The sequence below is a fragment of the Sphingomonas phyllosphaerae 5.2 genome (genome assembly GCF_000419605.1).
In the GTDB taxonomy this organism is placed as follows: domain Bacteria; phylum Pseudomonadota; class Alphaproteobacteria; order Sphingomonadales; family Sphingomonadaceae; genus Sphingomonas; species Sphingomonas phyllosphaerae_B.
In genome coordinates, this window is sequence record NZ_ATTI01000001.1 from 1,425,323 (window position 1) to 1,449,099 (window position 23,777).

The window sequence follows — 23,777 nt, forward strand, 5'->3', positions numbered from 1 at the left end:
GTAACATTCGTTAAGCGATCGTGCGTGATCGCGTCCGGCTTCTCAGCAGGTGATGGTCCCGCTAAAGCCCGGGCATGACCGAGCTTCCGAAGACCTTCGACCCCGCCACGATCGAATCCCGCTGGTATGCGCATTGGGAGGACAACGGGCTGTTCCGCCCCGAGCGTCCGAACGCCGAGCCATGGACGATCGTGAACCCGCCGCCGAACGTCACGGGGTCGCTGCACATCGGCCACGCGCTCGACAATACGTTGCAGGACATCCTGACGCGGCATGCGCGGCTGAAGGGCAAGGACGCCTTGTGGGTGGTCGGCACCGACCATGCCGGGATCGCGACGCAGATGGTGGTCGAGCGGCAGATGGCGGCGGCTGGCGAGAAGCGCACCGACCTGACCCGCGAGGCGTTCGTCGACAAGGTGTGGCAATGGAAGGCGGAAAGCGGCGGCCAGATCACGCGCCAGTTGCGCCGGCTCGGCTGCTCGATGGACTGGGCCAACGAGCGATTCACGATGGACGAGGGCTTCAGCAAGGCCGTGCTGAAGGTGTTCGTCGACCTGCACGCGCGTGGGCTGCTGTATCGCGACAAGCGGCTGGTGAACTGGGACCCGGGTCTCGGCACCGCGATCAGCGATCTGGAGGTCGAGACGCGCGAGGTTCAGGGCCGGTTCTGGCACCTGCGCTACCCGCTGGCGGACGGATCGGGGCATATCGCGGTCGCGACTACGCGGCCCGAGACGATGCTGGCCGATATGGCGATCGCGGTGCATCCCGAGGACGACCGCTATCGCGCGCTGGTCGGGCAGCAGGTGCGGCTGCCGATCACCGGTCGGCTGATCCCGATCGTGGCCGACGAACATGCCGATCCCGCGCTGGGATCGGGCGCGGTCAAGATCACACCGGGGCACGACTTCAACGATTTCGAGGTCGGCCGCCGCGCCGGGATCGAAGCCCGCGACATGCTCAACATGCTCGATGCGCAGGCGCGGGTAGTGCAGACCGCCGACGGGCTGATTCCGGAGGAGTTCCTGGGGTTTACCACCGCGGAGGCGCGCGCGGCTGTGGTCGCGCGACTGAAGGCTGAGGGCGTGCTGATCGCGCAGGTCGACAAGGACGGCGTCGCGCACGACGCCGAGGCACGGACGATCCAGACGCCGTATGGCGACCGTTCGGGCGTGGTGATCGAGCCGTGGCTGACAGACCAATGGTATGTCGATGCCGCCACGCTGGCCAAGCCCGCGATCGAGGCGGTACGTTCGGGCAAGATCCGGATCGTGCCGAAGACGTGGGAGAAGACGTTCTTCAACTGGATGGAGAACATCCAGCCGTGGTGCGTGTCGCGGCAATTGTGGTGGGGACACCGCATCCCGGCGTGGTTCGCCGAGGACGGGCGCATCTTCGTGGCGGAAAGCGCGGAAGAGGCGCAGGCGAAGGCGGGCGAGGGCGTCCTACTGATACAAGATCCGGACGTACTCGACACGTGGTTCTCCAGCGCGTTGTGGCCGTTCGCGACGATGGGCTGGCCGGAGAATGACGATCCGACGCTCGGCGGGCGCTATCCCAACGATGTGCTGATCTCCGGCTTCGACATCCTGTTCTTCTGGGACGCGCGGATGATGATGCAGGGCATCGAGTTCATGGACGACGTGCCGTTCCGCACGCTCTACCTGCATGGGCTGGTGCGCGCGGCGGACGGCGCGAAGATGTCGAAATCGAAGGGCAACACCGTCGACCCGCTCGGGTTGATCGACGCGTACGGCGCCGACGCGCTGCGCTTCTTCATGGCGGCGATGGAAAGCCAGGGCCGCGACATCAAGATGGATGAGAAGCGCGTCGAGGGCTATCGCAACTTCGCGACGAAGCTTTGGAACGCCAGCCGCTTTGCACAGGCGAATGGCATCGGTGGATCGACCACCCTGGAGCCACCCGCCGCGACGCTGGCGGTCAACAAATGGATCGTCGCCGAAACGGTGCAGGCGGTGCAGTCGGTGGACCTCGCGCTCGCCGATTATCGCTTCGATGCCGCGGCCAATGCGATCTACCAGTTCGTGTGGAGCCGGTTCTGCGACTGGTATCTCGAGTTGATCAAGGGCGCGATCGACGACGAGACGAAGGCGGTGGCGGGGTGGGTCCTCGACCAGATCCTGGTGCTGCTGCACCCGTTCATGCCGTTCATCACCGAAGAATTGTGGCACGCGCTGGCACCTCGGCAGCACGCGCTGATCGTCGGGCATTGGCCGATGGCGGACGCGCGCGCGCTCGATCCAACGGCCGTGGCGCAGATCGGGCGTGCGATCGAACTGATCGAGACGGTGCGCGGTGCGCGTGCCGAACTCAATGTCCCGCCGGGCGCAAGGATCGCGCTTCACACCGGCGCCGGGAGCGTTCCGTCCGACATCGCACCATATGTCGAGCGGCTCGCGCGCGTTACGCTGACGGCCGGCGAGGCGCACGGCGCGCGGGCACCGGTGCTGTGGGGTGCGGAGACGTTCGCGCTGGCGCTGGAGGGCGTGATCGACCTCGACGCGGAGCGGCAGCGGCTGGAGAAGTCGCTCGCGGCGGCGGAGAAGGAGCGCGACGGATTGGCAGGTCGCCTGAACAACCCCAGCTTCGTGGAGCGCGCCAAGCCGGAGGCGGTCGAGAAGGCGCGGGCCGATCATGCCGAGAAGAGCGCGGATGCCGAACGCTTCGCTGCAGCTTTGGCGCGTTTGGGATGAGTTGTCTTCAGCGATCCAGCGCGCGTTTGGGACGCTGGATCGCCCCGCTTCGCGTGCCGTGACCGGCGGCGGCCGACCTCGGGCGACGAGAGTTGCAGCCGCCGGGTCCCGTTGCAGCTAAGCCTGCGCTGCGCCGAAGTCCGATCGCATCCGGCGGACGCGGCCTTCACCGCGACGATTGAGTGCCAGCCGGACTCGGTCGAGCAATTCCGCGCGACGATAGGGCTTGCTCAGCACGTCGGTGGCGCGCGCGCGCGGGCCGCCGACGACCAGTTCCTCGTTATAGCCGGTGGTCATCAGCACCGAGACGCTGTCGTCGCGCTCGACCACCGCGTCGGCGAGCATCAGCCCGTTCATGCCGCCCGGCATCACGAGATCGGTGAACAGCAGATCGATCCGCTGATCGGCATGCGTTTCGTCGAAGAACTTCAGGCCCTCCTCGCCGCTCATCGCCGTCGATGCCTTGTAGCCCGCACCCTCCAGGATCTCGCGTGCGATCGCCAGCACTTCGTCGTTGTCGTCGACGATGAGGACATGTTGCGCAGCGCCGTCGTCGGCGCGTGGCGCTGACGGAGCCGCGGCAGCGTCGGGCACAGGCTTACGGTCGGACGGCATGACTGGAAACAGCATCCGCACCAGCGTGCCCTCGCCCGGCCGGCTCTCGATTTCCAGACGCCCACCGGACTGGCGCACGAAGCCGCTGGCCATCGCAAGCCCGAGCCCGGTACCGTTGCCAGTGCTGCGGGTAGTGAAGAACGGCTCGGTCGCGCGCTCCGCGACTTCCGCGGTCATGCCCTCGCCCTCATCCTGAACCTGGAGTACGACATAGTCACCGGACGGCAGATCGTGGGCGGCGGCATCGCCGTTCAGGTGGCGTGCCATAGTGGAGATCGTGACGAGGCCGCCCATGGGCATCGCATCACGCGCGTTTCCAACGATGTTGAGCAATGCCACTTCGAGCTGGTCGGGATCGATCACGACGCGCTGTAGCCCGCGACGCAGGCTGAGATGGATGTCGACCTTTCCGTCGACTGAATCCTCGATCAGGCCGCTAAACTCGGTGACAAGTTGCGTCAGGTCGAGCGCGCGCGGCTCCAGCCGGGTCTTGCGCGCGAAGGCCAGCAACTGCCGCGTCAGCTTGGCGCCGCGCTCGGCCGCCGACTGCGCGGCGGCGACGTAGCGCCGGACGCGCTCGGGATCCTTCGTATGGGTGACGAGCTCCAGATTGCCGTTCACGACCTGAAGCAAATTGTTGAAATCGTGCGCCAACCCGGCCGTGAGCTGGCCGATCGACTCCATCTTCTGCGCCTGGCGGTGCGATTGCTCAGAATTGCGGCGGCGGGTGACATCGAGCTGACTGGCGAAGAAATATTGCAGCTTGCCCTGCGTATCGTAGACCGGGCCGATGAACACCGCATTCCAGAATGGCGAGCCGTCGCGGCGGTAGTTCAGCACCTCCAGGGCCACCGACGAGCAAGTGCGGACCGCCTCGCGCATTTCCTCGACCGCGCTTCGATCGGTCTGCGCGCCTTGCAGGAAGCGGCAGTTGCGGCCGAGCACTTCGTCCTCCTCGTAACCGGTCAGGTCGAGGAACGCCTTGTTGGCGAAGACGATCGGATTATCGTCCTTGTTCGGATCGGTCAGCAGCATCGGCATCCGCGTCATCTCGATCGCGGCGAAGAATACGCCGCCACGATCCTGCAGATCGGGATCGGTGATGGTGCTTTCGCGCCAATGATTCATGCCCGAGCGGCCGAGCGGCTCGGAAGCGCCGACGTCCATCGTCCCCTCGGCAGGGCGACCGGCGGCGAGGCCGGTCGAGTCGACATCCTTATGCTGGTTCGGGTCCGACGGCTGGATGGTGTCGCTCATGCGCGGGTTGGTGGAGGCGCTGCTATCATGCCGCCATAAAGTCGCGAGCCGACGGACCGTTCCAAAGCCATGACGAGCGGAGCACGAAGCCGCGCTCGCCATGCCGGGGATCGTCAGCGCGTCGGAACCGGCTCCGCGCCCGAATAATCATAGAACCCGCGCCCGGTCTTGCGCCCGTACCAGCCGGCTTCGACATATTTGACCAGCAGCGGCGCGGGGCGAAACTTCGGGTCGCCCGTGCCCTCGAACAAAACGCGCGTGATCTCGAGGCAGGTGTCGAGGCCGATGAAGTCGGCGAGCGTCAAGGGGCCCATCGGATGATTCAGGCCGAGCTGGCAGGCGAGATCGATGTCACGGATCGTCGCGACGCCTTCGCCGAGCGCGAAGCACGCCTCGTTGAGCATCGGCATCAGCACGCGGTTGACGATGAAGCCGGGTGCGTCGTTGGCGCGCACCACCGCCTTGCCGAGCCGCGCGGCGTAGCGCTCGATCGCGGCGACGGTGGCGTCGGAGGTGGCGAGCCCGCGGATCACCTCGATCAATCCCATGATCGGGACCGGGTTGAAGAAGTGAACGCCGATGAAGCGCGCCGCGTCCGGCGACGCCTGCGCCAGCCGCGTGATCGGGATCGACGAGGTGTTCGAGGCGAGCACCGCATCGTCGCGCAGCACCGCGCCGACATCGGCGAAGATGCGGCGCTTGATCTCCTCGCGCTCGGTCGCGGCCTCGATTACGAGATCACACGGTGACATCGCGGCAGCGCCGGCGAACGGTTCGATCCGGGTCAGCGTGGCGTCGCGCGCCTCTGCGTCGATCTGGCCCTTCTCGACCGCGCGGGCGAGGCGCTTGGCGATTCCGGCCTTGCCGGCCGCCGCGCGCGCCTCGTCCACATCGCTAAGCAGCACGCGATAGCCGGCGGCAGCGGAGACCTGCGCGATTCCCGCGCCCATCTGTCCCGCGCCGATCACACCGATCGTCTGGCCGTCCTCTTGCATTGCCATCTCCTGTTCATCTTGACGCGCCTTTAACCCGCGCCGACGACGATGCGCCAGCAGGCACGGTCGGCAAGCAAGGGCAGGGCCATGAAAAGAGTTATGCTGTTCGCCGGTGCGCTGTTGGCAGGGTGTTCGCAGCAGCCGGCGGCCACGTCGCCCGCCGCAACGCCTGGCGGTGTCGCGACCCCGTCGCCATCACCGGCTGCGTCCGGGACGGCAGCGAGTGAGGTGGGCGACGATCACGCGGTGCCGCGTCCGGGCGAGCAGAAGACGTTCGGCGACTGGACGGTCGCATGCGATAACGTCCGCAGTTGTGCGATGGCGTCGCTTGGCACCGAAGGCGATTTCCCGAAGGTTACGATGCAGGTCTCGCGCCGAGCAGGGGCTGCGGCGGGGATCGAGATCGCGCTGATGCAGCCGCAGGACGACAAGGTCGCGCCGGCGGCGCTGACGATCGACGCGCGGCGGTTCGCGGTCGCGCAAGACGGCCTGGCCGGCGAGCCGGCGCTCGCGTTGTCACGGGCGCTCGCCGATGCGCAGTCGGTGACGGTCACAGACGGCAACGGCGCGAAGATCGGTAGCGTCTCGCCCAAGGGTGCGGCGGCGGCATTGCGCTATATCGATGCGCAGCAAGGACGCGCGGGCACGGTCACGGCGATCGTCGCGCGCGGCAACCAGCCGGCGGACACCGTGCCGGCCGCGCGTGCGCTGCCACGGGTTGCGGCGGTTGCGTTCGGCGGCACCGCCGCCACGCTGCCGCCGGCGCTGCTCGCTGCCATGCGCAAGACGGCGCGCTGCGATCAATCGCTGCCCGATTTGACGCCACGCGCGCAGGCGCTGGCTGATGGCGCGACACTGGTGCTGCTGCCCTGTTCGACGGGCGCCTATAACGAGATCGATGCGCTGTTCGTCGTTCGTGACGGAAAGGCGGTGCCCGCGGACCTCGACGCGCCGGCGGGCTTCGATGCGACGGGAGCCGATTCGCAGACGCCGGTGCGCAGTATCGTGAACGGCGACGTGCGCGATGGCGTGCTGACCAGCTATGCCAAGGGGCGCGGGCTGGGCGACTGCGGGGTGATGCAGGGGTTCGTCTGGGACGGTACGCGGCTGCGGCTCGTCGAGCAGCGATCGATGGGGGAGTGTCGCGGCAATCCGGATTACCTGACGGTGTGGCGCGCGGCGTACGGCCGGCAATGATCGCGGCGCTGCTGCCGCTGGCGATGCAGGCGACGACGATGCCGCCCGGCAGCGACTGGTCCGTCGCGTGCGACAATCAGCGATATTGTACGGCGTGGGCGCGGGTGCCCGAGGGCGCGGACTCATCCGCTTATCCGCTGGTCGTGCTGCGCCGCGCGGGCGATGCGGCAGCCGTGCCGGCGATCGACCTGCCGATCCCGGTGGGCACGGCGCCGGGCACGCGGCTGACGATCATGGTCGACAAGCGCGTACTGGCGCAACTGATCGCGCCGGGAGGCGGCACCGGGTTGTCGCTGCCGTTCAGTGGCGCGCTGGCGACGGCATTGACGCGCGGGCGGATGCTGATGCTCACCGATCCGGACGGTTCCGTGCGCGCGCAGCTTTCGCTGAGGGGCCTGGGCGCGGTGCTGGCGGAGATTGATGCCGCGCAACTGCGCGACGGGACGCGCAGCGCGCTGGTCCGGCGGGGACGGGGGAATGTGCCGCCGTTGCCACCCGTGCCAGAGGTGGTGGTGCCGCCCGCCGACCCGCGCCCCCCACGCGTGCTCTCGCCCAAGCAGTTGCAGGCGCTGCTCGGGAAGCCGCCGAAGGGATGTGGACCGATCCTGGCGCGCGGCTATCGGCTGGACGCGGCGCAGACCCTGCTGGCGATCGAGCCGCTCTGCGACACGTCCGGGGTGACAATCCTCGCCTATGTCGTGGCCGACAAGGGTTCGCCGCAGCCGGCGACCTTCGACGCGGGTGCCGCGCTGCCGGGAATGCCGGCACAGCAGGTCGCAGGCAGTTGGGACCCGGTGCGGCGGCGCATTGCAGTGCTGCTCCCCGCGACGCCGGGGCATGATTGCGGAACGCGGCGTGACTTCGCGTGGGATGGCAATCAGTTCCGGATGGTCGAGGAGCGAACCGTCGCGGAATGCCGACGTGCGACCTATGAGATCACGACTTTCCACGCGCAGGTGCGCACCCGCTAGCGCGTGGATTGCGCCGCGGCGTTCAGCCTGTAGCATGGCGTGATCAAGGCACGCGCACCCCGCGCGCGCCGCATCCCGGAACCGTCCCTTTGCCGATCTTCGCCCGCTCGCTTTCGCTCGCCGCGCTGCTGCTCGCCACTACCGCCCCGGCGCTGGCGCAGGCCGACAAGACCACTACCACCGTCGAGAAGAAGCAGGAGGACGACAAGCTCAAGCTGCCGCCGCTACCTGACGACAAGACGATCACGCAAACCGCACGGATCGGTGGGCGAACGATCAGCTACAAGGCGACCGTCGGCACGATCGCGGTGCGCGACGACAAGGGCAAGGAGATCGGGCAGGTCGTCTATACCGCCTATGTCGTGCCCGGCGCAGATCCCGCGCGCCCCGTCACCTTCGCGTTCAACGGTGGGCCCGGCGCGGCGTCGGTGTATCTCAACCTGGGCGCGGTCGGGCCGAAGCGCGTGCAGTTCGGTGCGCAGGGCGATGCGCCCTCCGACGCACCGATCGCGCGCGACAATCCCAATAGCTGGCTCGACATGACCGACCTGGTCTTCATCGATCCGGTCGGCACCGGGTTCAGCCGCAGCCTCGTCGATGCCGAGCAGACCAAGAAGACCTTCTACGCCAACGATCCCGATATCAAATATCTCTCGAAGGTCGTCTACGACTGGCTGGTCAAGGAAGGACGGCTGCGCTCGCCGAAGTACGTGATGGGCGAAAGCTATGGCGGGTATCGTGCACCGCGCATCGCGTATGAACTGCAGTCGCAGATCGGGGTCGGGATCAACGGGCTCATCATGGTGTCGCCGTATCTCGACCCGGCCGTGGGCGATAACGGTACCGCGCTGTCGCCGTTGCCGTGGATGATCGACCTGCCCTCGATGGCGGCCGCGAACCTGGAGCGGAAGGGGCAGTTAACGCCCGCGGCAATGGCCGAGGTCGAGGCCTATACGCGTGGCGATTTCGCGCGCGACCTGCTGCTCGGACGCGCGAACCCGGAGGCGGTGCAGCGCGTGGTCGCCAACGTCACGCGGCTGACCGGGCTCGATCCGGCGCTGGTGCAACGGATGGGCGGGCGCGTCGACAGCCGAACATATCTGCGTGAAGTGCACCGCACCGAGGGGACGATCGGCAGCGTCTACGATTCGAACGTCACTGCCTTCGATCCCTTCCCGTGGTCGCCGCGGCAGGAATCGAACGATCCGATCCTCGACGCGCTGATCGCGCCGACGACCAGCGCGATGGTCGATTTCGTGACGCGCGAAGTGGGATGGAAGACCGACGCCCGCTACAATGCGCTATCCTATGCGGTGAATGCTGCGTGGGATCGCGGCCAGCCTGCCGACACACCGGTCAGCGACCTGCGTAAGGCGATCGCCAACGATCCGAAGATGCGGGTGTTGATCGTGCACGGTTGGGACGACCTGTCGTGTCCGTTCTTCGCATCGCGGCTGATCGTCGACCAGATGCCGGCGTTCGGCGTGCCGGAGCGCGTGCAGTTGCGGGTCTATGCCGGCGGGCACATGTTCTACAGCCGCAACGACAGCGGCGCGGCGTTCAAGGCGGACGCGGCGGGGATGTATCGGTGAAGGTGGGACGCTACGCCTGATTGCCCTGCGGGCTCCACCCGGATGCCGTTTCGATTGACGTCGTTCAAGTAGCGGGATCTGAGCTGGTCCGAGATGACGGCCAAAAGCAACAGGCAGGCGTCGATCCAGCCGACGAGGTCGGGCGAGGCGACGGCAAGGCCGCCGCCTTCACGTCGGACGCGCGGCCTTGCTGCGTGCCGGCCGATCCCGGCCCTGCACGGACGGCGGGCCGCGCAACGCGGCGCTAGACTAGCGCCGCTAGGCCGGGATCTGCTGGCTGATGCAGTGGAAGCTGCCGCCGCCGGTCAGGATCGCGTCGGCGCGCAGCCCTACCACGTCCCGGTCCGGGAAGATCGCCGCGATCGCCGCCACGCCCGCGTCGTCGTTTTCGCTCCCGTAGAGCGGGACGACCACCACGGCATTGCCGATGTAGAAGTTCATGTAGCTGCCGGGCACCACTTCCTCGTCGCGCAGCACGCGGCCCGGCGAGGGGATCTCCACGACGTCGATCCCGGCGGCACGCGCGCGCAGCGCGGCGTCCTGATAGACCTGCCAGTTGGGATCGTTCTCCGCAGCGCGGGGCAACGCCAGCCGGTTCGGCCCGACGAACCGTGCGAGATTGTCGACATGCCCGTCGGTATGGTCGTTGAGCAGCCCGTTGCCGAGCCACAGGACCCGCGTCAGCCCCAGGTCCTCGGCCAGGCGATGCTCGACCTGTGCCTTCGAGAAGCCCGGATTGCGGTTCGGGTTGAGCAGGCATTGCTCGGTCGTGACGACCAGCCCGGTGCCGTCGCCGTCGATCGCGCCGCCCTCCAGGATCCAGTCGCACGCCACCACCGTCAGCCCGCGCGACCGCCCCAGCCGCGCGCCGATGTCGTCGTCGCCGGGCAAGTCGTACTTGCCGCCCCAGCCGTTGAAGCCGAAGTCACGCGCCTTGCCGTCGCCGTCAAGGATCGGCGCGGTGTCGCGCAGCCAGATGTCGCCAAACGGCTCGACCACAACCTCCGCGAATGGCGCGTGCGCCCGTGCATCGGTGGCGGCTTCGTCATCGGCGACGACCAGCACAACCTGCTCGCCGCGGCCATCCGCGTGGACGGCGCGCGCGAAAGCAACCACTTCGTCACGCGCGTGATCGAGATCCTCCAGCCACAATTCGGGGTGGCTGGGATAGCCTATCCAGACGGCGGCGTGCGGAGCCCATTCGGGCGGCGGTGTCGTGGTCATCGTGCTGCCTTTCAATTTGCCGTCGTCGGGGCGTTCGCCGGGGTAGCGCGGCTCTTGTCGCGGATCGCGCGGAATTCGTCGCCCGCCACCCAATTGGGCCATTGTGCGCTCTGCGCCAGCGCGCGGCCGATCCCGTAATAGAGCTGTACGTCCTTTACCGTCCCGGCCCAGTTCCAGTTCGGATCATATTCGTCTTTCGGCCCGTGATAACGATGCTCCTCGTAATCCTTCGCCGCCGCAGCGCCCGCCGTCTTGCCGCCCGCGACCAGATCGTCACCGGCGTCGAAATAGATCATCGGCACGCCGCGCTTGGCGAGGCTGAAATGATCGGAACGATAGTAGAAGCCCTTCTCCGGCGTCGGCTCGTCGCTGGCGACGCGGTCCTGCGTCTTCAGCGCGGCGGTGAGATAGGCGTCCAGCTCCGACTTGCCCTTGCCGACGACCACGACGTTCTTCGCCGGTCCCGCCAGCGAAAGCGCGTCCATATTCACCCCGCCGACCGTTCGGTCGAGCGGATAGACTGGGTTGGCGGCGTAATATTCGGAGCCGAGCAACCCGCTCTCCTCGCCGGTGACCGCCACGAAGATCTGGCTGCGCGGCGTCGAGCCGGCCTTCACGTTCGCTTCCGCCAGCGCGACCAGGGCCGCGGTGCCGGTCGCATTGTCAATCGCGCCGTTGCAGATGTCGTCCCCGTCGGGCGCTGCCTCGCAACGGCCGAGGTGATCCCAATGCGCGGAATACAGGACATATTCGTCCGGATGCGTCTTGCCCGGCAGGATGCCGATGACGTTGCGCGACTGGTGCCGGCGCACGGTCTCGTCGAACGATATCGACGCCTTTACGCCGCCAAGCGGGCGTGCGCGGAACCCCTTGCGCCCGGCCGCGGCGGCAAGTGCGTCGAAGTCGAGCCCTTCGCGCTCGAAAAGCCGGCGTGCCTGCGCCTCCTGCATCCAGCCGATCGCCGCGCTGTCCTTCGCGTGATCGTCGGCGGCGTCGGCGACCTGCTGGGCGCCGGTCCAGCTGGATTGCACGACATTCCAGCCATAAGCGGCAGGCTCCGTCTGGTGGACGATGATCGCGGCCGCGGCGCCCTGCCGCGCGGCTTCCTCGTACTTGTAGGTCCAGCGCCCGTAATAGGTCATCGCGCGGCCGTTGAACGGACCAGTCAGGCCGGGAGTTTTCCAGTCGGGATCGTTGACCAGGATCAGTACCGTCTTGCCGCGCACGTCCAGTCCGGCATAGTCGTTCCAGCCCTTCTCCGGCGCGTTGATGCCATAACCGACGAAGACGACGGGCGAATCCTTCACCTCCACCCGCGGCGTAATGCGCCACGTGCCGACCACCATGTCGGGGCCGTAGCGCAGGCTCAGCGGCGCCCCGGCACCGGTGAAGACGAGCGGGGACACGTTCTTCGCCGTCAGTTCGACCAGCGGCACGTCCTGATACCAGCTGCCCTTGTTGCCGGGCTTCAGTCCGGCCGCGGCAAAGCGTTTCGCGAGGTATGCGACGGTCTTGTCCTCGCCCGCCGTACCGGGGGCGCGACCCTCGTAAGCGTCTGACGACAGTTCCTTCGTGACGTCCTTCAGCGTCTGCTCGGAGATCGGCGCGACCGGTGCGACGATCGTCTGAGCGCCAGCAGGGACGGCCAGCGCAAGGAGGGGAAAAGCGGCGAGACGCAAACGCATGGAAGGACTCCGCGGGAAGGATGAGGCCTTCTGCCAAGCGCCGCGTCGCCTGTCCACGCATGCCCAACGCGTGGCGTGCTGCCGAGATCGCGACGGTTACGATCGGATCGCCACGGCCAGCAGCGACGCCGGGCCCGTCATTCCGTGCGCCGTAGCAGGTCGACGAGGTCCTTCTTCCAAAAGCGCGCGGCGGTGTGGGTGCCATGTCCGCGCGTTTCGGCGCTCTCCGGGATCATCCGGTAGCGCGCATTCTTCATTCGAGTCACCGCGCGTTGCGGATAATCGAGATTTCGCGGGTTGATGAAGTCGTCGGCGGAATTGATCCATGTCGTCGGCACCGTGATCGCCTCCAGCCGGTCCCATGGCGCATAGATGCGCGAGGCGTCGATCTGGTAGATCAGGTCGTTGGCATCGATCGCGGCGATCGATGCCGCCACCCGTTCCCGCGCGAAGGCCTGCGCCGTGGCGCGGTCCGGGTATTGCGCCTGGAAATAGAGCGGCGCGGCACCGGCGACGAACAACAGGCTGGCGGCGGTGCGCAGGCCCTGCACCGGCTGCGAACGATACGCACCGCCGGCCCAGGCCGGATCGGCGGTGATCCCGTCGATCGCCAGTTGCCGCCACATCCGGTTCAGCCCGGCGATCTCGACCGGCTCGCACGCGAGCGGAAGCAGCGCGCGGACGAAATCGGAATGCGTTTCGCCCCACACCAGGCTGTGCATGCAGCCCATCGACGTGCCCATGACGAGCCGCATCCGGCGAATCCCGAGCCCGTCACGGAGCAGCCGGTATTGCGCCTCGACCATGTCGTCGTAATCGTAATGCGGAAAGCGCATCCGCAGCCCGTCGGACGGCTTCGACGACTTGCCGTGCCCGATCCCGTCGGGAAGGACGATCCAGTAGCGCGTGATGTCGAGCGGCTGGCCGGGGCCATAGAGCTCGTCGGCGAATTGCGGGCTCAGGAACTGACGACCGGTGCCGCCGGTGCCGTGGAGGACCATCACCGCATTGTCGATCTCGCCCTTCGCATTACGATGCGGCTGACCCAGCGTCGTATAGTTGATGCGCAGCTCCGGCAATGTCTCGCCGGAGCGGAACCGGAAGTCGCGGATCGTGAACTGCGCATCGCGGGCCGGCCATTTGACGGCGGGCGGGGCGGGGGTCGTCGCAGCGGCGATCGGCGGCACCGGGAGGGCCTGCGGGGCGGCGGCCTGCATCAGCAGCAGCGAAAGGAACGAGAGCGGCATGCCACCTTGTGCGTCCCGAATGCCTGCGGGCGCAAGCGGCCATGACATTGAAATCGCAGTCGCGCAGTCGCGCAGTCGCGCAGTCTCCGGTCGCGGCGTGCGACGTCGTGCGCGTACGGCCGGGGCGACGGTCAGCCGGGGCCGGGCGTCCGCCGCGGCCGTGCGCTAGGCCGCGACCATCACCGACAGCAGGTCGTCGACCGACCCGACCGCGAAGGCGGTGTATTCGTCGCCGATCGCATAGGGCAGCAGCACGCGACGGCCGTGCAGCAGCGCGCCGCAGCTATAGGTGACGTTCGGAACATAGCCGCCACGCTGCTCGGCGCTGGGGAACAACAGCGGCGAGGCGGTGCGCGCCAGCACGCGCGACGGATCGTCCTTGTCGAGCAGGCACGCCCCGATGCAATAACCGCGCACCATCCCTACGCCGTGGGTGAACACCAGCCAGCCCTCGTCGATCTCCAGCGGCGAGCCGCAATTGCCGAGTTGCACGAATTCCCATGAATATTTCGGGGCCATGATCGGCGTGCCCGTTTCCCACGTGTACAGATCGTCTGAGCGCAGCAGCCAGATGTTCTCGCTATCCTGCCGCCCCAGCATCACGAACTGCCCGCCGATGCGGCGCGGGAACAGCGCCATGCCCTTGTAGCCGGTCATCGCGCCGTTCAGCGGGCGCATCTCCACGGTGCGCAGGTCGACGCCGCGCAGCAGTTCCTGACCGGCGTGCTGCCCGTCGAAGGCGGTGTAGGTGCCGATGACGCTTCGCACGCCGTCATGATCGGTGAAGTTGACGAGCCGAAGGTCCTCGACGCCCTGCCGCTGGCTGGGCAGGACCGGGAAGATCACCGTCTCCGACACCTCCTGACTATCCTCGCAGACCAGCCGCACCCATTCGTCGTGATGATGTTCGATACGCGGCGGCACACCGGCGGCGCTCGGCGGATCGACCGTCAGGTGATCGTCGCCGCGCCACGTGCCGGTACGCAGCGTGATCGAGGAGATATGGCCCTCACCGATGCCGCGCAGCGACAGGATGAAGCGGATTCCGTCGCCGTCCTGCTCCCCGTCGGGAAGCGCGACGATGCTGGGGTTGAACAATGCGGCGGATTCGAAGGCATATTCCTGGCTGAAATAGGCGCCGACCAGCAACTGCTCGTCATGGTCGAGGTCGCCCGGCCCGAGTTCGTCGCGTACCTCCGCATAGCGGCGGAGCAGCACCTGCTCGACGTTGCGATGACGCGCGCGCATCGGCGTCAGCAGCAATTCCTTCATGCGTGCGCGCATCGTGTCGTCGAGTGCGCGGATGCGATCGGCCACCGCCTGCGCGCGCGGCGGGCGGCCGTCGGCGAAGGCGTCGGGATAGCCGAAGCTGAACGGACGGACGACGGTGCGCGACGGATCGGGCCGCAGTTCGATGTCGAGTTTGGTGAAGACCTCTGCGGCGTTCATCGACGCTACCTTTTTGACATGCCGTGCCGCGAGCGGCGCGGACCGTTCGCGGCATAACCGCCCGCGCGTCCTTCGGCTCCGGAGCGCGCGCGATCATCGGTGCGGAAAGTGCGCGGGGCGTTCGTCGGCGACGCCGGCATCGGCCACGCTGCCAGTGAAGACGCGGAATAGGCGAGATCGCGGCGGCGGCCGCCACCGCGGCCGCGGACGCCGACGGCACGGACGAGATGGCGGTGGTCACCCCGACGACAAGGTGTGGGGACGCTGTCGAAATCCTGTGTCCGCGGCCGGTATGCGGAGGACCTGGACAGGCCGCCGCGCTTCTTTCGGCGCGGCGTGAGCGTAACGGAGGAAGCGCGGCGCAAGTGCCCGGCGTAAATCGCCGGGCCCTTGCCGCTGCTCATCCGACGAGGATGCAATAGGCCAGGAACGGGATGCCGACGACGAGGATCATGAACAGCAGATCGACGTCGACGAAGCGTTCAAGCGCGCGGCGCATGCCGCTGCTGCGTGGAAGATCCGCCCCGGTCGCGCCGTCGCGATCGTCATCGGCGCGGAACGGGATCGCCAACGGTGCTGGCCGGCGGGCGACGGCGGGCGGGTTGCCGTCCTGCCGAGGGGAGGCGGGGAATGCGGGCACGATCCCGCGCTGATCGATGCTGTTTGCCATGACGGTGTTTTCCGCTTTTCGAGGTCGGGAGCGCCGAAGCGGCATCCCGTACAATCCGGTCGGAAGGTCCCGAACTCGCGCGGCAAGCCGCCGAGCCCGGGCTAACCGCGTGCGGCGAGTTGGCCTGCGTGATCGCGAAAGCGCTGGAAAATAACAGCGACGGACATGAATGGAATATCGGACCGGGCGGCGCAAACGTCAACCGATATCGTGGCGGATGTTACGATCGCCGGCCGCTAAAGCCGGCTTTGCAGGTGCGTTGCCAGGGGAGGGGGGCACGCGACCTGTCACGAATCCCCGGCCGATCATGGCGGCGGCGGAGTGGTGGTCGAAGAGGTCGATCGCGTACGTGCCGCCGCTTTCGGGCAACGTCGCGTGACGGTGGAGGAGGCGAGCGGGGATGATGCGCCGGTTCACTGCCGTATCCAGGCGGGAGCGACATTCAGCGCTTCGCGAGTGCCGGATTGCTCGCGAACGAGGCTTGTCGCTCTGTTCGCGCCGACCGTGCCCCCACCAGCGGGCAGATGTGCTCCCTCGACGCGTGATTGCGAGCGTAGCGAGCAAGCCAGGTTGCGCGGAACGCTGGATTGCTTCGCCACGCTTGCGATGGCGGCGCTTGCAGGGGAACCGGCGGAATGCCGGTCGGCCCTAGGCCGCCTCGACCATCGAGAACTGCTCGGCCTCGATGAAGGCGAGCGCCATGACCGTGACGAGGCGTTCGTCGACGGTGACGATGCCCTCGATCACGCGGCGGTTGCGATAGTCACCGAGATCGGGTGGCGGTTGCATGGCATCCCGGTCGATGGAAACGATGTCGTTGACCGCATCCACGATCATCCCCTGCATCTGGTGACCGAGTTCGAGGACGATGATGACGTGGCGCGGCGAGGGTTCCGTCAGCCCCCAGCCGAGCAGCATGCGCAGGTCGATCACCGGCAGCACGATGCCGCGGAGGTTGACGACCCCGCAGATATGCGCGGGGGAGTTGGGGAGCGGCGTCGCCGCCGACCAGGCGCGGATCTCGCGGATCGCCATGACGTCGACGCCGAGCACCTGGCCACCGAGCTCGAAAGTGATGAGCTGCTGCGTGCGAAGATCCCCCATCAGAACTCGGACCATTCGGTGGACACCGCCAGCGCGGTGTTGCCGGCCGACCGCGGCGCCGATTTGGCGATCTTCCGACCGGCCGCCGCGGCGCGCGCTCGCAGGTCGTGCACGGGAGATGCCGGTGCCGCGCGCTGTTCGCCGGTGCGGAAACGCGAGATCTGCTCGATCAGGCTTTCCGCCTCGCTGGCGAGGCTGCGGGCGGCGGCGGTCGCTTCCTCGACCATCGCGGCGTTCTGCTGCGTCACGCCGTCCATCTCGCTGACGGCGGTATTGACCTGCTGGAGCCCGGTCGCCTGCTGTTCGGCGGCCGCCGCGATCTCCGAGACCAGCGCGTCGATCTCGCTGATGCGGGTGATGATGCGCGTCAGCGCCTCGCCCGTCTGACCGACCAGTTGCACGCCGGCGGACACCTGCTCGCCACTGGCGGTGATGCGCGTCTTGACGTCCTTGGCCGCGTCGGCGGAGCGCTGGGCAAGCGCGCGGACTTCGGAGGCGACGACCGCAAAGCCCCGCCCGGCGTCGCCGGCGCGGGCCGCCTCGACCCCGGCATTGAGCGCCAGCAGGTTGGTCTGGAAGGCGATGCCGTCGATGACCGAGATGATCTCGCTGATCTCGTTCGACGTACGCTCGATGCCGCCCATCGCCGCGACCGCCTCGCGAACGACGGCGCCGGACTTCTCCGCCTCGTCGCGTGCGCTGCGGACCGCCACGTTGGCGCTGCCGGCACGCTCGGCGGTGGAACGGACGTTGGTGGTGATCTCGTCCATCGCCGCAGCCGTTTCCTCGAGGCTGGCGGCCTGCTGCTCGGTACGCTGCGACAGATCGTCGGACGCGGTGCGGACCTCGTTGGCGCCGCCATTGATCTCGGCGGCGGCCTTCGCGACCTTGGCGACGGTGGATTGCAGCGACGAGGCGGCTTCGTTGAAATCGTTCTTGAGCTGGGCGAACGGACCGGTGAGGTCGGAGTTCACGCGCGAGACGAGATCGCCGCCGGCCAGATCGGAAAGGCCCTTGCCGATGCTGTCGACGATCAGCGTCGTCTGCTCGACCTTGGCGCGCTCGGCCGCGGCGAGCTGGTCACGCAGACCGACGAGCGCTTTGCTGAGATCGCCGACCTCGTCGGAACGGTCGCTGTCCGGAACGGTGACGTCCATCCGGCCCTTCGCCAACTCGCCCAGCGCCTCGGTCGCGGCGGCGACCGGCTTGGCGATCTGGCGAACCAGCATCATCAGGATCGTGACGAGCAGCGTGAGCGCCGCCAGCACGGCAACGATGGCGAGGGTGCGGATATGGCCGAATGCATCGACCGCGTCGTTGCCGGCGGATACGGCGTAACGCTTCTCGACGTCGACCAGCTCGCTGGCGGTGACGGACATCGCCTTGAATTCCTGAAGCGACTTGCCCTTCATCAGCGCAATCGCCGCCTCATCCTGCTGCGCGCGCGAGTAATCGCGCAACGTGGTGTTGGTGCCGACATAATCCTGCCAGGTCTTGTGGAACTTCTGAAGCATCACCTTGGCGTCCGCCATCTTGACGCTTGCTTCGAGAGTGGCGAGGTCGGCATCAACCTGCTGCTGGTAATCGCGCATCTGGCCCTCGGCGGCGGTCATGCCGGCGTCGTCGGACAGAAGGATGTGCAACCCCTCTACCGTGCGGAATTTGGTGGCCGCTTCCAGCATGTGCTGCGCCTGCGCCATCTTGGGCATGCGATCGTTGACGGCGAGGTCGGTGAGGTCGCGCATATTGCCGACCTGGCTCATCATGAACCAGATCAGGCCGACCAACAGCAGGCCGACGCCGCCAAACGATACCATCAACTTGGCGGATATGCGCAGGTTCTTCATCGATTTTCCCCCCCAAAAATTCTACGCCACATCTCTACGGAGTAAATGGTAAAGATCGGGTTGATACAAGTTGTTCCTGATCCGGGGGTGCAAGTTCAGCCTATAGTTTACAGAAATCAAATACTTCCGAATCGAGTTGCGATGCAAGTGCCTGGTGCGGTTTGATTTTGACGAACAGCTTGTCGAAGGTGGCGTTTTGTCCGGGCGACCCCTGCCGTGTCGTCGAGAGATGACGCGAATGCAGTACCCTCGGTCCCGCCGCACGGGCTGATTTATCAGGAGAAATCCGAAATCATGGTTGGCGTCGGGAGCAATTTGCAAGCAGCACGGAGAGACTGGCAAGCATGCCGCGCTGCAACAAGGGCGGATCGCCGCACGTCGATTATTCCGGTTATTCATCGCGCTACGTTATTTGCGCGTGCTGCTGCGGACATGCTTGCGATCGCGCGCAATGCTTTCATGCGCAGCGCAGGGCGATCACGAAGAGCGCGCCGCCGCCGGGGACCTGTTCGTGGCGGATCACCGCATCCATGCGTGCGGCGAGCGTCGCGACGATGAACAGGCCCATGCCCGCCCCGGGCGGCGCTCCGGGCGGCGACGGCTCCCCGCGCTGGAACTTCATGAACAGCCGGGCGCGCTGCGGCACGGGCACACCCGGGCCGCGATCGCGGACGCCGAGCGCGATGCGCGTCTCCTCTGGCCAGGCGGCGACGGTCACCGTCGCGCCGGCCGGGCTGAAGCGAACCGCGTTGGCGAGCAGATTGTCGAGCACCTGCCCGAGTGCGGCGGCGTCGGCGAGCGCCACGAGTGCGCGCGGCGGAAGGTCGGCGTCGATCCGCACCCCGGAAGCGCGCGCCAGCGGCGCGATGCGCGCGGCGGCACCCAGCACGACGGCGCGCACATCCTGCTCCGCCAGCTCTTCAAGCACGCGGTGCTCCGCCGCGTGGGCATCGAGCAGCCGGGTGACGAGCGCGAGCATGCCGTCGACGCTGGCGATCGTTTGATCGAGCACCTTCAACGGCAGGCCGGGATCGTGGGCGGCGCGGCGGATCGCGAGATCGAAGAGGTTGCGGATACCGTGCAGCGGGCTGCGCAGATCGTGCGCGGTGATCGCCATGAGCGAATCGAGCTCGGCATTGCGATCACGCAGCGTGTCGTTCTGCAGACGGATCACGCGTTGCTGTTCATAGTCCCGGCGCCGATTGGAGTGGATCAGCAGCGCGGCGACGACCGCGATGATCGAGGTGAGCGCGGTATTCTCGATCGCCACGAATTTCTCGGCACCGCGCGCGTCGACACGCCAGACGATCGCGCAGTAACTGGCGAAGAGCGCTGCCGTGCCGCACAGCAAGGCGCGCGGCGGGATCACGAACAACAGCACCAGCGAGAGCAGCATCAGCGGATAGGCGCTGGTCAGTCGCCCCTGCGCGCCGAGCGCGGCGACATTGAACTGCGTCATCAGCAATGCCCCGACCACGAACGCTGCCACGAACACTGCCGACCACCAGCGCGGCGGGCGACGTCGCACGATCTGCGTGAGCAGCAGGAAGGCGCAGGCGAACGGCAATTCGACATAGCGCAACGTGGCGTGGAAGCCGCCGAGCATCTCCGCGCTTTTGGTCAGGATGCCGAGCAGGCACGCGGGCTCGACCCGGCGCACATTGACCATCAGCAGCTGCGCGGCGAACGGAAGCTCGGCCTTTTCGGCAGGGGTCACGTCCCAACGCGCGAGCAGGCCCTTCACGGCAGGTCGGGCCGGATGGCATGATCCGCGGCATAGCGTTCCAGCATCCGCGCGCTGTCGAGACCGAGCTTGATCTTCAGTCGCTCCCGATAGGTGCCGACGGTCTTCACGCTGATCTGCAATTGCTGCGCAAGCGACTGGAGCGTCGCGCCGCTTCCGATCAGGCGCAGCACCTGCAACTCGCGTGCGGACAGGCCGTCGATGTCGCTGCGGCGGTCGCGCTGATGCACCACGTCGGCGAGCAGTGCCTGCTGTACCGCCTCCGCGACATGCACCGCCCCGGCGACCACACGGTCGAGCGCATGCGCCACCGTCTCCAGCGGCTCGGCCTTGGCGACATAGCCGTGCGCGCCGGCACGGATCGCGCGCGGCCCCCAGGCCAGTTCGTCGCTGCTGGAATAGACGATGATGCGCGCATCCGGCAGCAGGGTGCGAAGGTCCTCGATCATCGCGATGCCGTTGCCGTCGCCGAGCGTGAGGTCGGTGATGATGACATCGGGGGCGACCTGCTCGGCGAGCGCCAGCGCGGTGGCGACCGAAGTGGCCGCGCCGACGATCGCGTAGCGCGCGTCGCCTTCGAACAACAAGGTAAGCCCGGTGAGCACGATCGGATGGTCGTCGACGATCAACAATCGGAACAACCCCACGCCTCGCCACCCTTTTGCCGTTCGCCGCGCAGGATAATGGCCGGGCGATGCGATCGTGTCGGTCAATGACCTACACCGGGTCGGTGGCGATCGGCTAGGGGCGGCGGCGTCGACCGGGGGGACGACCAGGGCATTGCGGCGACGCGGCGGGGAAGGGGGGCTTCCCCCTGCTGTCCTGCAATGCCCCTTGCCACTTGTCCGTACGTGCCGGCCGCACGACCTTCACGAGATGGACGAAGCGGATCATCCACGACGCGTGCGGTTCGACCGGCGGGCGTTGCTGACGCTGGCCGGCGCGGGGCTGGCGGGTTGGGCAGGCGGGCGCGTGCTGTCGCGTTCCGTGCCGATCGGGCGCGACGTGTCGGCATCGGGGGCGGTGGCGGCGATCCTGGACGATGACGGCACGCCGACGAGCGGGCCGGCGGCGGCCGGGCTGCGGCTGGCGGTGTTCAGCGACTACCGCTGTCCGGCATGTCGGCAGGCGTTCCCGGCATTGGAGGCGGCGCTGGCCGCGGACGGCGACGTGCGCGTGCTGTACAAGGACTGGCCGATCTTCGGCCCGCCGTCGGAGCGCGCGGCGCAGGTGGCGCTGGCGAGCGCCGCCCAAGGGATCTACGCGCAGGTGCATCGGCGCTTGATGACCGCGCCGGGGACGTTCGACCAGCGGATGCTGCAGGACGCGGTGCGCCGTGCAGGCGGCGATTGGGCACGGTTGCTCGTCGATCTGGCGGCGGGACGGGAGCGCATCGCGGCGCAATTGCGACGCCACGCCGGGGAGGCGCAGGCGATCGCGCTGCCGGGGACACCGGGCTATCTCGCCGGCCCGCTGCTGGTGCTGGGGGCAATCGACACGGCGGACTTCGCGCGGTTGTTTGCGCGGGCGCGGGCTATGACGACGGCGGCGAAGTCGACGGAGGCGGCGACGGGATCGTGAACGCGGCGCTTTGCTTTTCCGGGCGAATGTAGATCGAGGCGAGTTGCGGAAGCTCGGCGCGCAACGCATCCTCGATCTTCTCGATCAGCGTTTCGGCGCGGCCCATGTCGAGCGTGTCATCGAAGTCCGCGCTGATCGCGACGAACACCGATTCCGGCGCCGTGTGGATCGTGCGGACGTGATTGACGTGCGTAACCTGCGGGTGGGCGGCGACGATCGCGCGCGCGCGGTCGATCACCGCCGCGTCGGCGCGCTCGCCGATCAGCAGCCCCTTGGATTCGCGCGCCAGCACCACGGCGACCGCAGCGAGGATCACGCCGATGACGACCGAGGCGTAGCCATCGAGCCGCGGATCCTCGAAATAGTGGCTGCACCACACGCCGACCGCGGCGACGACCAGCCCGATCAACGCGGCGCTATCCTCGAACAGCACGATGAAGCCGGCGGGATCCTTGGATTCGTGGATCGCCTGCCACCAGCCGAGCCCGCCGCGCTTGGCATCGAATTCGCGCATCGCGATCGTCCACGACGCGCCCTCCATCAGCGCGGCGACGCCGAGCACGATGTAGTTCACCAGCGGATCGGCAAGCGGCTCCGGCGTGACGATGTGGAGATAGCCCTCGTAGATCGAGACGCCGGCGCCGATCGCGAAGATCAGGATCGCGACCACGAACGCCCAGAAATACAGCTCGCGGCCATAGCCGAAAGGATGCGCGTGATCGGGGGCGCGGCGCGCACGCTTCTGGCCGTAAAGGAGCAGGACCTGGTTACCGCTGTCGACCAGTGAGTGGACGCCCTCCGTCAGCATCGACGACGATCCGGAGATGGCGGCGGCGACGAACTTGGCGACCGCGATGCCGAGGTTGGCGGCCAGCGCGCCGAACAGGACGATATTGTCGCGCCAGCCCTTGGGTTTCGTTTCGCTCACGCCGGCTCCTTCGATGTGGAGGCGAGACGCGACGTGGGGGTGCATGGTTCCATCCCGGGCGGTATCGCTTTGCGGCATCGTGCGTTGCGCGAAGCATGAATGACGATCGTAATCGTGCCGCGGACGGGAACCGCGCTACCGAAGAGCAGCAGGCGGAGGATCGCGAGGCGGAGGAACATACCGCGCCGGCCGCGCGCGTCGTCCACGCCGCCGTCGCCGAGCAGGGCAAGGAAGAACTGAAGCGGCCGGTGTCGTCGCTCTTCTGGTCGGGGATCGCGGGCGGGATCGCGATCTTCGCATCGGTGTGGGCGACGGGGGCGCTGCATCATTATCTGCCAAAGGCGGAATGGACGCCCGCGGTGAGTGCGCTGGGTTATCCGCTCGGCTTCCTGATCGTGGTGCTGGGGAGGTGGCAGCTCTTTACCGAGCAGACGATGGTCGCAGTGCTGCCGGTGGTGCGCCGGCCCTCCCGGCGTGGGCTGGCGGCGCTGGCGCGGCTGTGGTCGACGGTGTTGCTGGCCAATATGATCGGCGCGGCGGCGGCGGCTGCGCTGGCGGTGTTCGGCGGCGCGCAGCCGGCGGCGATTCTCGGCGGGGTAGTGGAGGCGTCGGCCAAGCTGCTGGAGCGAACGCCGATCGAGACGCTGTGCCAGGCGATCCCGGCCGGCTTCCTGATCGCGTCGGTGGCGTGGATCCGGTCCGCGGTGGACGACAGCGGGTTCTGGATCGTGTTCGCGATCACCTATGCGATCGCATTGTGCGGGTTCGCGCACGTGATCGCGGGGGCGGCAGAGGCGTTCGTGCTGCTGTGGCACGGTGATGCCGGGTTCGGCTGGGTGCTTGGCGGGTTCCTGCTGCCGGCGCTGATCGGGAACATCATCGGCGGCACCGGGCTGTTCGCGCTGTTGGCGCATGCGCAGGTGCGGGACGAGATCTAGGGCGATCGACATTCTACGC

Annotated in this window: 18 protein-coding genes; 6 read left to right on the forward strand and 12 right to left on the reverse strand. The window is 67.6% G+C overall.

The features are described 5' to 3' along the window. Window positions 1–74 precede the first annotated feature (74 nt). Window positions 75–2,714 carry a valine--tRNA ligase gene (locus tag SPHPHY_RS0106685; protein WP_022685925.1) on the forward strand — a complete coding sequence of 880 codons (2,640 nt, stop codon included), beginning with the start codon at window positions 75–77 and terminating at the stop codon, window positions 2,712–2,714. Window positions 2,715–2,831: 117 nt separating this feature from the next. On the opposite strand, the gene SPHPHY_RS0106690 is transcribed toward SPHPHY_RS0106685, so the two are convergent. Both SPHPHY_RS0106690 and SPHPHY_RS0106695 read right to left on the reverse strand, forming a co-directional pair. Continuing rightward, window positions 2,832–4,586 (reverse strand): histidine kinase famiy protein, encoded by a 1,755-nt coding sequence (locus SPHPHY_RS0106690; RefSeq protein WP_022685926.1) that lies wholly within the window; start codon window positions 4,584–4,586, stop codon window positions 2,832–2,834. A 113-nt stretch (window positions 4,587–4,699) separates the two neighbouring features. Beyond that, window positions 4,700–5,587: a 3-hydroxyacyl-CoA dehydrogenase NAD-binding domain-containing protein gene (locus SPHPHY_RS0106695; protein ID WP_231370370.1), complete on the reverse strand. Its 888-nt coding sequence runs from the start codon at window positions 5,585–5,587 to the stop codon at window positions 4,700–4,702. Between the two features lie 81 nt (window positions 5,588–5,668). Between SPHPHY_RS0106695 and SPHPHY_RS0106700 the strand changes: the two genes are divergently transcribed. The 3 genes from SPHPHY_RS0106700 to SPHPHY_RS0106710 all read left to right on the forward strand — a co-directional run bounded on the left by SPHPHY_RS0106700 (window position 5,669) and on the right by SPHPHY_RS0106710 (window position 9,341). Beyond that, the gene (locus SPHPHY_RS0106700; RefSeq protein ID WP_028056583.1) at window positions 5,669–6,778 is read left to right on the forward strand and encodes a DUF1176 domain-containing protein; all 1,110 of its coding nucleotides are present in this window, start codon (window positions 5,669–5,671) and stop codon (window positions 6,776–6,778) included. Further along, window positions 6,775–7,749, forward strand: coding sequence for a DUF1176 domain-containing protein (locus SPHPHY_RS0106705; protein WP_022685929.1), 975 nt, complete (start codon window positions 6,775–6,777; stop codon window positions 7,747–7,749). The genes SPHPHY_RS0106700 and SPHPHY_RS0106705 overlap by 4 nt, the downstream gene beginning before the upstream one ends. An 89-nt stretch (window positions 7,750–7,838) precedes the next feature. Then, on the forward strand, window positions 7,839–9,341 hold the full coding sequence (locus SPHPHY_RS0106710; protein ID WP_022685930.1) for a S10 family serine carboxypeptidase-like protein: 1,503 nt from the start codon (window positions 7,839–7,841) through the stop codon (window positions 9,339–9,341). Between the two features lie 258 nt (window positions 9,342–9,599). Here SPHPHY_RS0106710 and SPHPHY_RS0106715 read toward each other — a convergent pair whose 3' ends face one another. The 9 genes from SPHPHY_RS0106715 to SPHPHY_RS0106755 all read right to left on the reverse strand — a co-directional run bounded on the left by SPHPHY_RS0106715 (window position 9,600) and on the right by SPHPHY_RS0106755 (window position 20,958). After that, window positions 9,600–10,565, reverse strand: coding sequence for an agmatine deiminase family protein (locus SPHPHY_RS0106715; RefSeq protein WP_022685931.1), 966 nt, complete (start codon window positions 10,563–10,565; stop codon window positions 9,600–9,602). An 11-nt stretch (window positions 10,566–10,576) separates the two neighbouring features. Continuing rightward, entirely contained in the window at window positions 10,577–12,250 is a 1,674-nt protein-coding gene (locus tag SPHPHY_RS0106720; RefSeq protein ID WP_022685932.1) for a M28 family peptidase, read from the reverse strand. A gap of 137 nt (window positions 12,251–12,387) precedes the next feature. Beyond that, complete coding sequence (locus tag SPHPHY_RS0106725) at window positions 12,388–13,497, reverse strand: alpha/beta fold hydrolase (protein ID WP_022685933.1); 1,110 nt, start codon at window positions 13,495–13,497, stop codon at window positions 12,388–12,390. Between the two features lie 165 nt (window positions 13,498–13,662). After that, complete coding sequence (locus SPHPHY_RS0106730; protein ID WP_022685934.1) at window positions 13,663–14,946, reverse strand: glycoside hydrolase family 130 protein; 1,284 nt, start codon at window positions 14,944–14,946, stop codon at window positions 13,663–13,665. Window positions 14,947–15,346: 400 nt separating this feature from the next. Then, a complete protein-coding gene (locus SPHPHY_RS0106735) occupies window positions 15,347–15,616 on the reverse strand; it encodes a hypothetical protein (protein WP_022685935.1) in 270 nt (89 codons plus the stop codon). A 648-nt stretch (window positions 15,617–16,264) separates the two neighbouring features. Continuing rightward, window positions 16,265–16,720: a chemotaxis protein CheW gene (locus SPHPHY_RS0106740; protein ID WP_022685936.1), complete on the reverse strand. Its 456-nt coding sequence runs from the start codon at window positions 16,718–16,720 to the stop codon at window positions 16,265–16,267. Further along, the gene (locus SPHPHY_RS0106745; RefSeq protein WP_022685937.1) at window positions 16,720–18,567 is read right to left on the reverse strand and encodes a methyl-accepting chemotaxis protein; all 1,848 of its coding nucleotides are present in this window, start codon (window positions 18,565–18,567) and stop codon (window positions 16,720–16,722) included. Before SPHPHY_RS0106745 ends, SPHPHY_RS0106740 begins: the two co-directional genes overlap by 1 nt. Before the next feature lie 457 nt (window positions 18,568–19,024). Beyond that, window positions 19,025–20,311 (reverse strand): sensor histidine kinase, encoded by a 1,287-nt coding sequence (locus tag SPHPHY_RS20920; protein WP_022685938.1) that lies wholly within the window; start codon window positions 20,309–20,311, stop codon window positions 19,025–19,027. Continuing rightward, complete coding sequence (locus SPHPHY_RS0106755) at window positions 20,308–20,958, reverse strand: response regulator transcription factor (protein ID WP_028056587.1); 651 nt, start codon at window positions 20,956–20,958, stop codon at window positions 20,308–20,310. Before SPHPHY_RS0106755 ends, SPHPHY_RS20920 begins: the two co-directional genes overlap by 4 nt. Window positions 20,959–21,187: 229 nt before the next feature. Between SPHPHY_RS0106755 and SPHPHY_RS0106760 the strand changes: the two genes are divergently transcribed. Continuing rightward, window positions 21,188–21,892: a DsbA family protein gene (locus SPHPHY_RS0106760; RefSeq protein WP_022685940.1), complete on the forward strand. Its 705-nt coding sequence runs from the start codon at window positions 21,188–21,190 to the stop codon at window positions 21,890–21,892. On the opposite strand, the gene SPHPHY_RS0106765 is transcribed toward SPHPHY_RS0106760, so the two are convergent. Continuing rightward, on the reverse strand, window positions 21,846–22,820 hold the full coding sequence (locus SPHPHY_RS0106765; RefSeq protein ID WP_022685941.1) for a cation diffusion facilitator family transporter: 975 nt from the start codon (window positions 22,818–22,820) through the stop codon (window positions 21,846–21,848). The two genes, SPHPHY_RS0106760 and SPHPHY_RS0106765, sit on opposite strands and share 47 nt — an antisense overlap. A gap of 95 nt (window positions 22,821–22,915) precedes the next feature. On the opposite strand from SPHPHY_RS0106765, the gene SPHPHY_RS0106770 reads away from it, so the two are divergent. Beyond that, on the forward strand, window positions 22,916–23,758 hold the full coding sequence (locus tag SPHPHY_RS0106770) for a formate/nitrite transporter family protein (RefSeq protein WP_022685942.1): 843 nt from the start codon (window positions 22,916–22,918) through the stop codon (window positions 23,756–23,758). Window positions 23,759–23,777 lie beyond the last annotated feature (19 nt).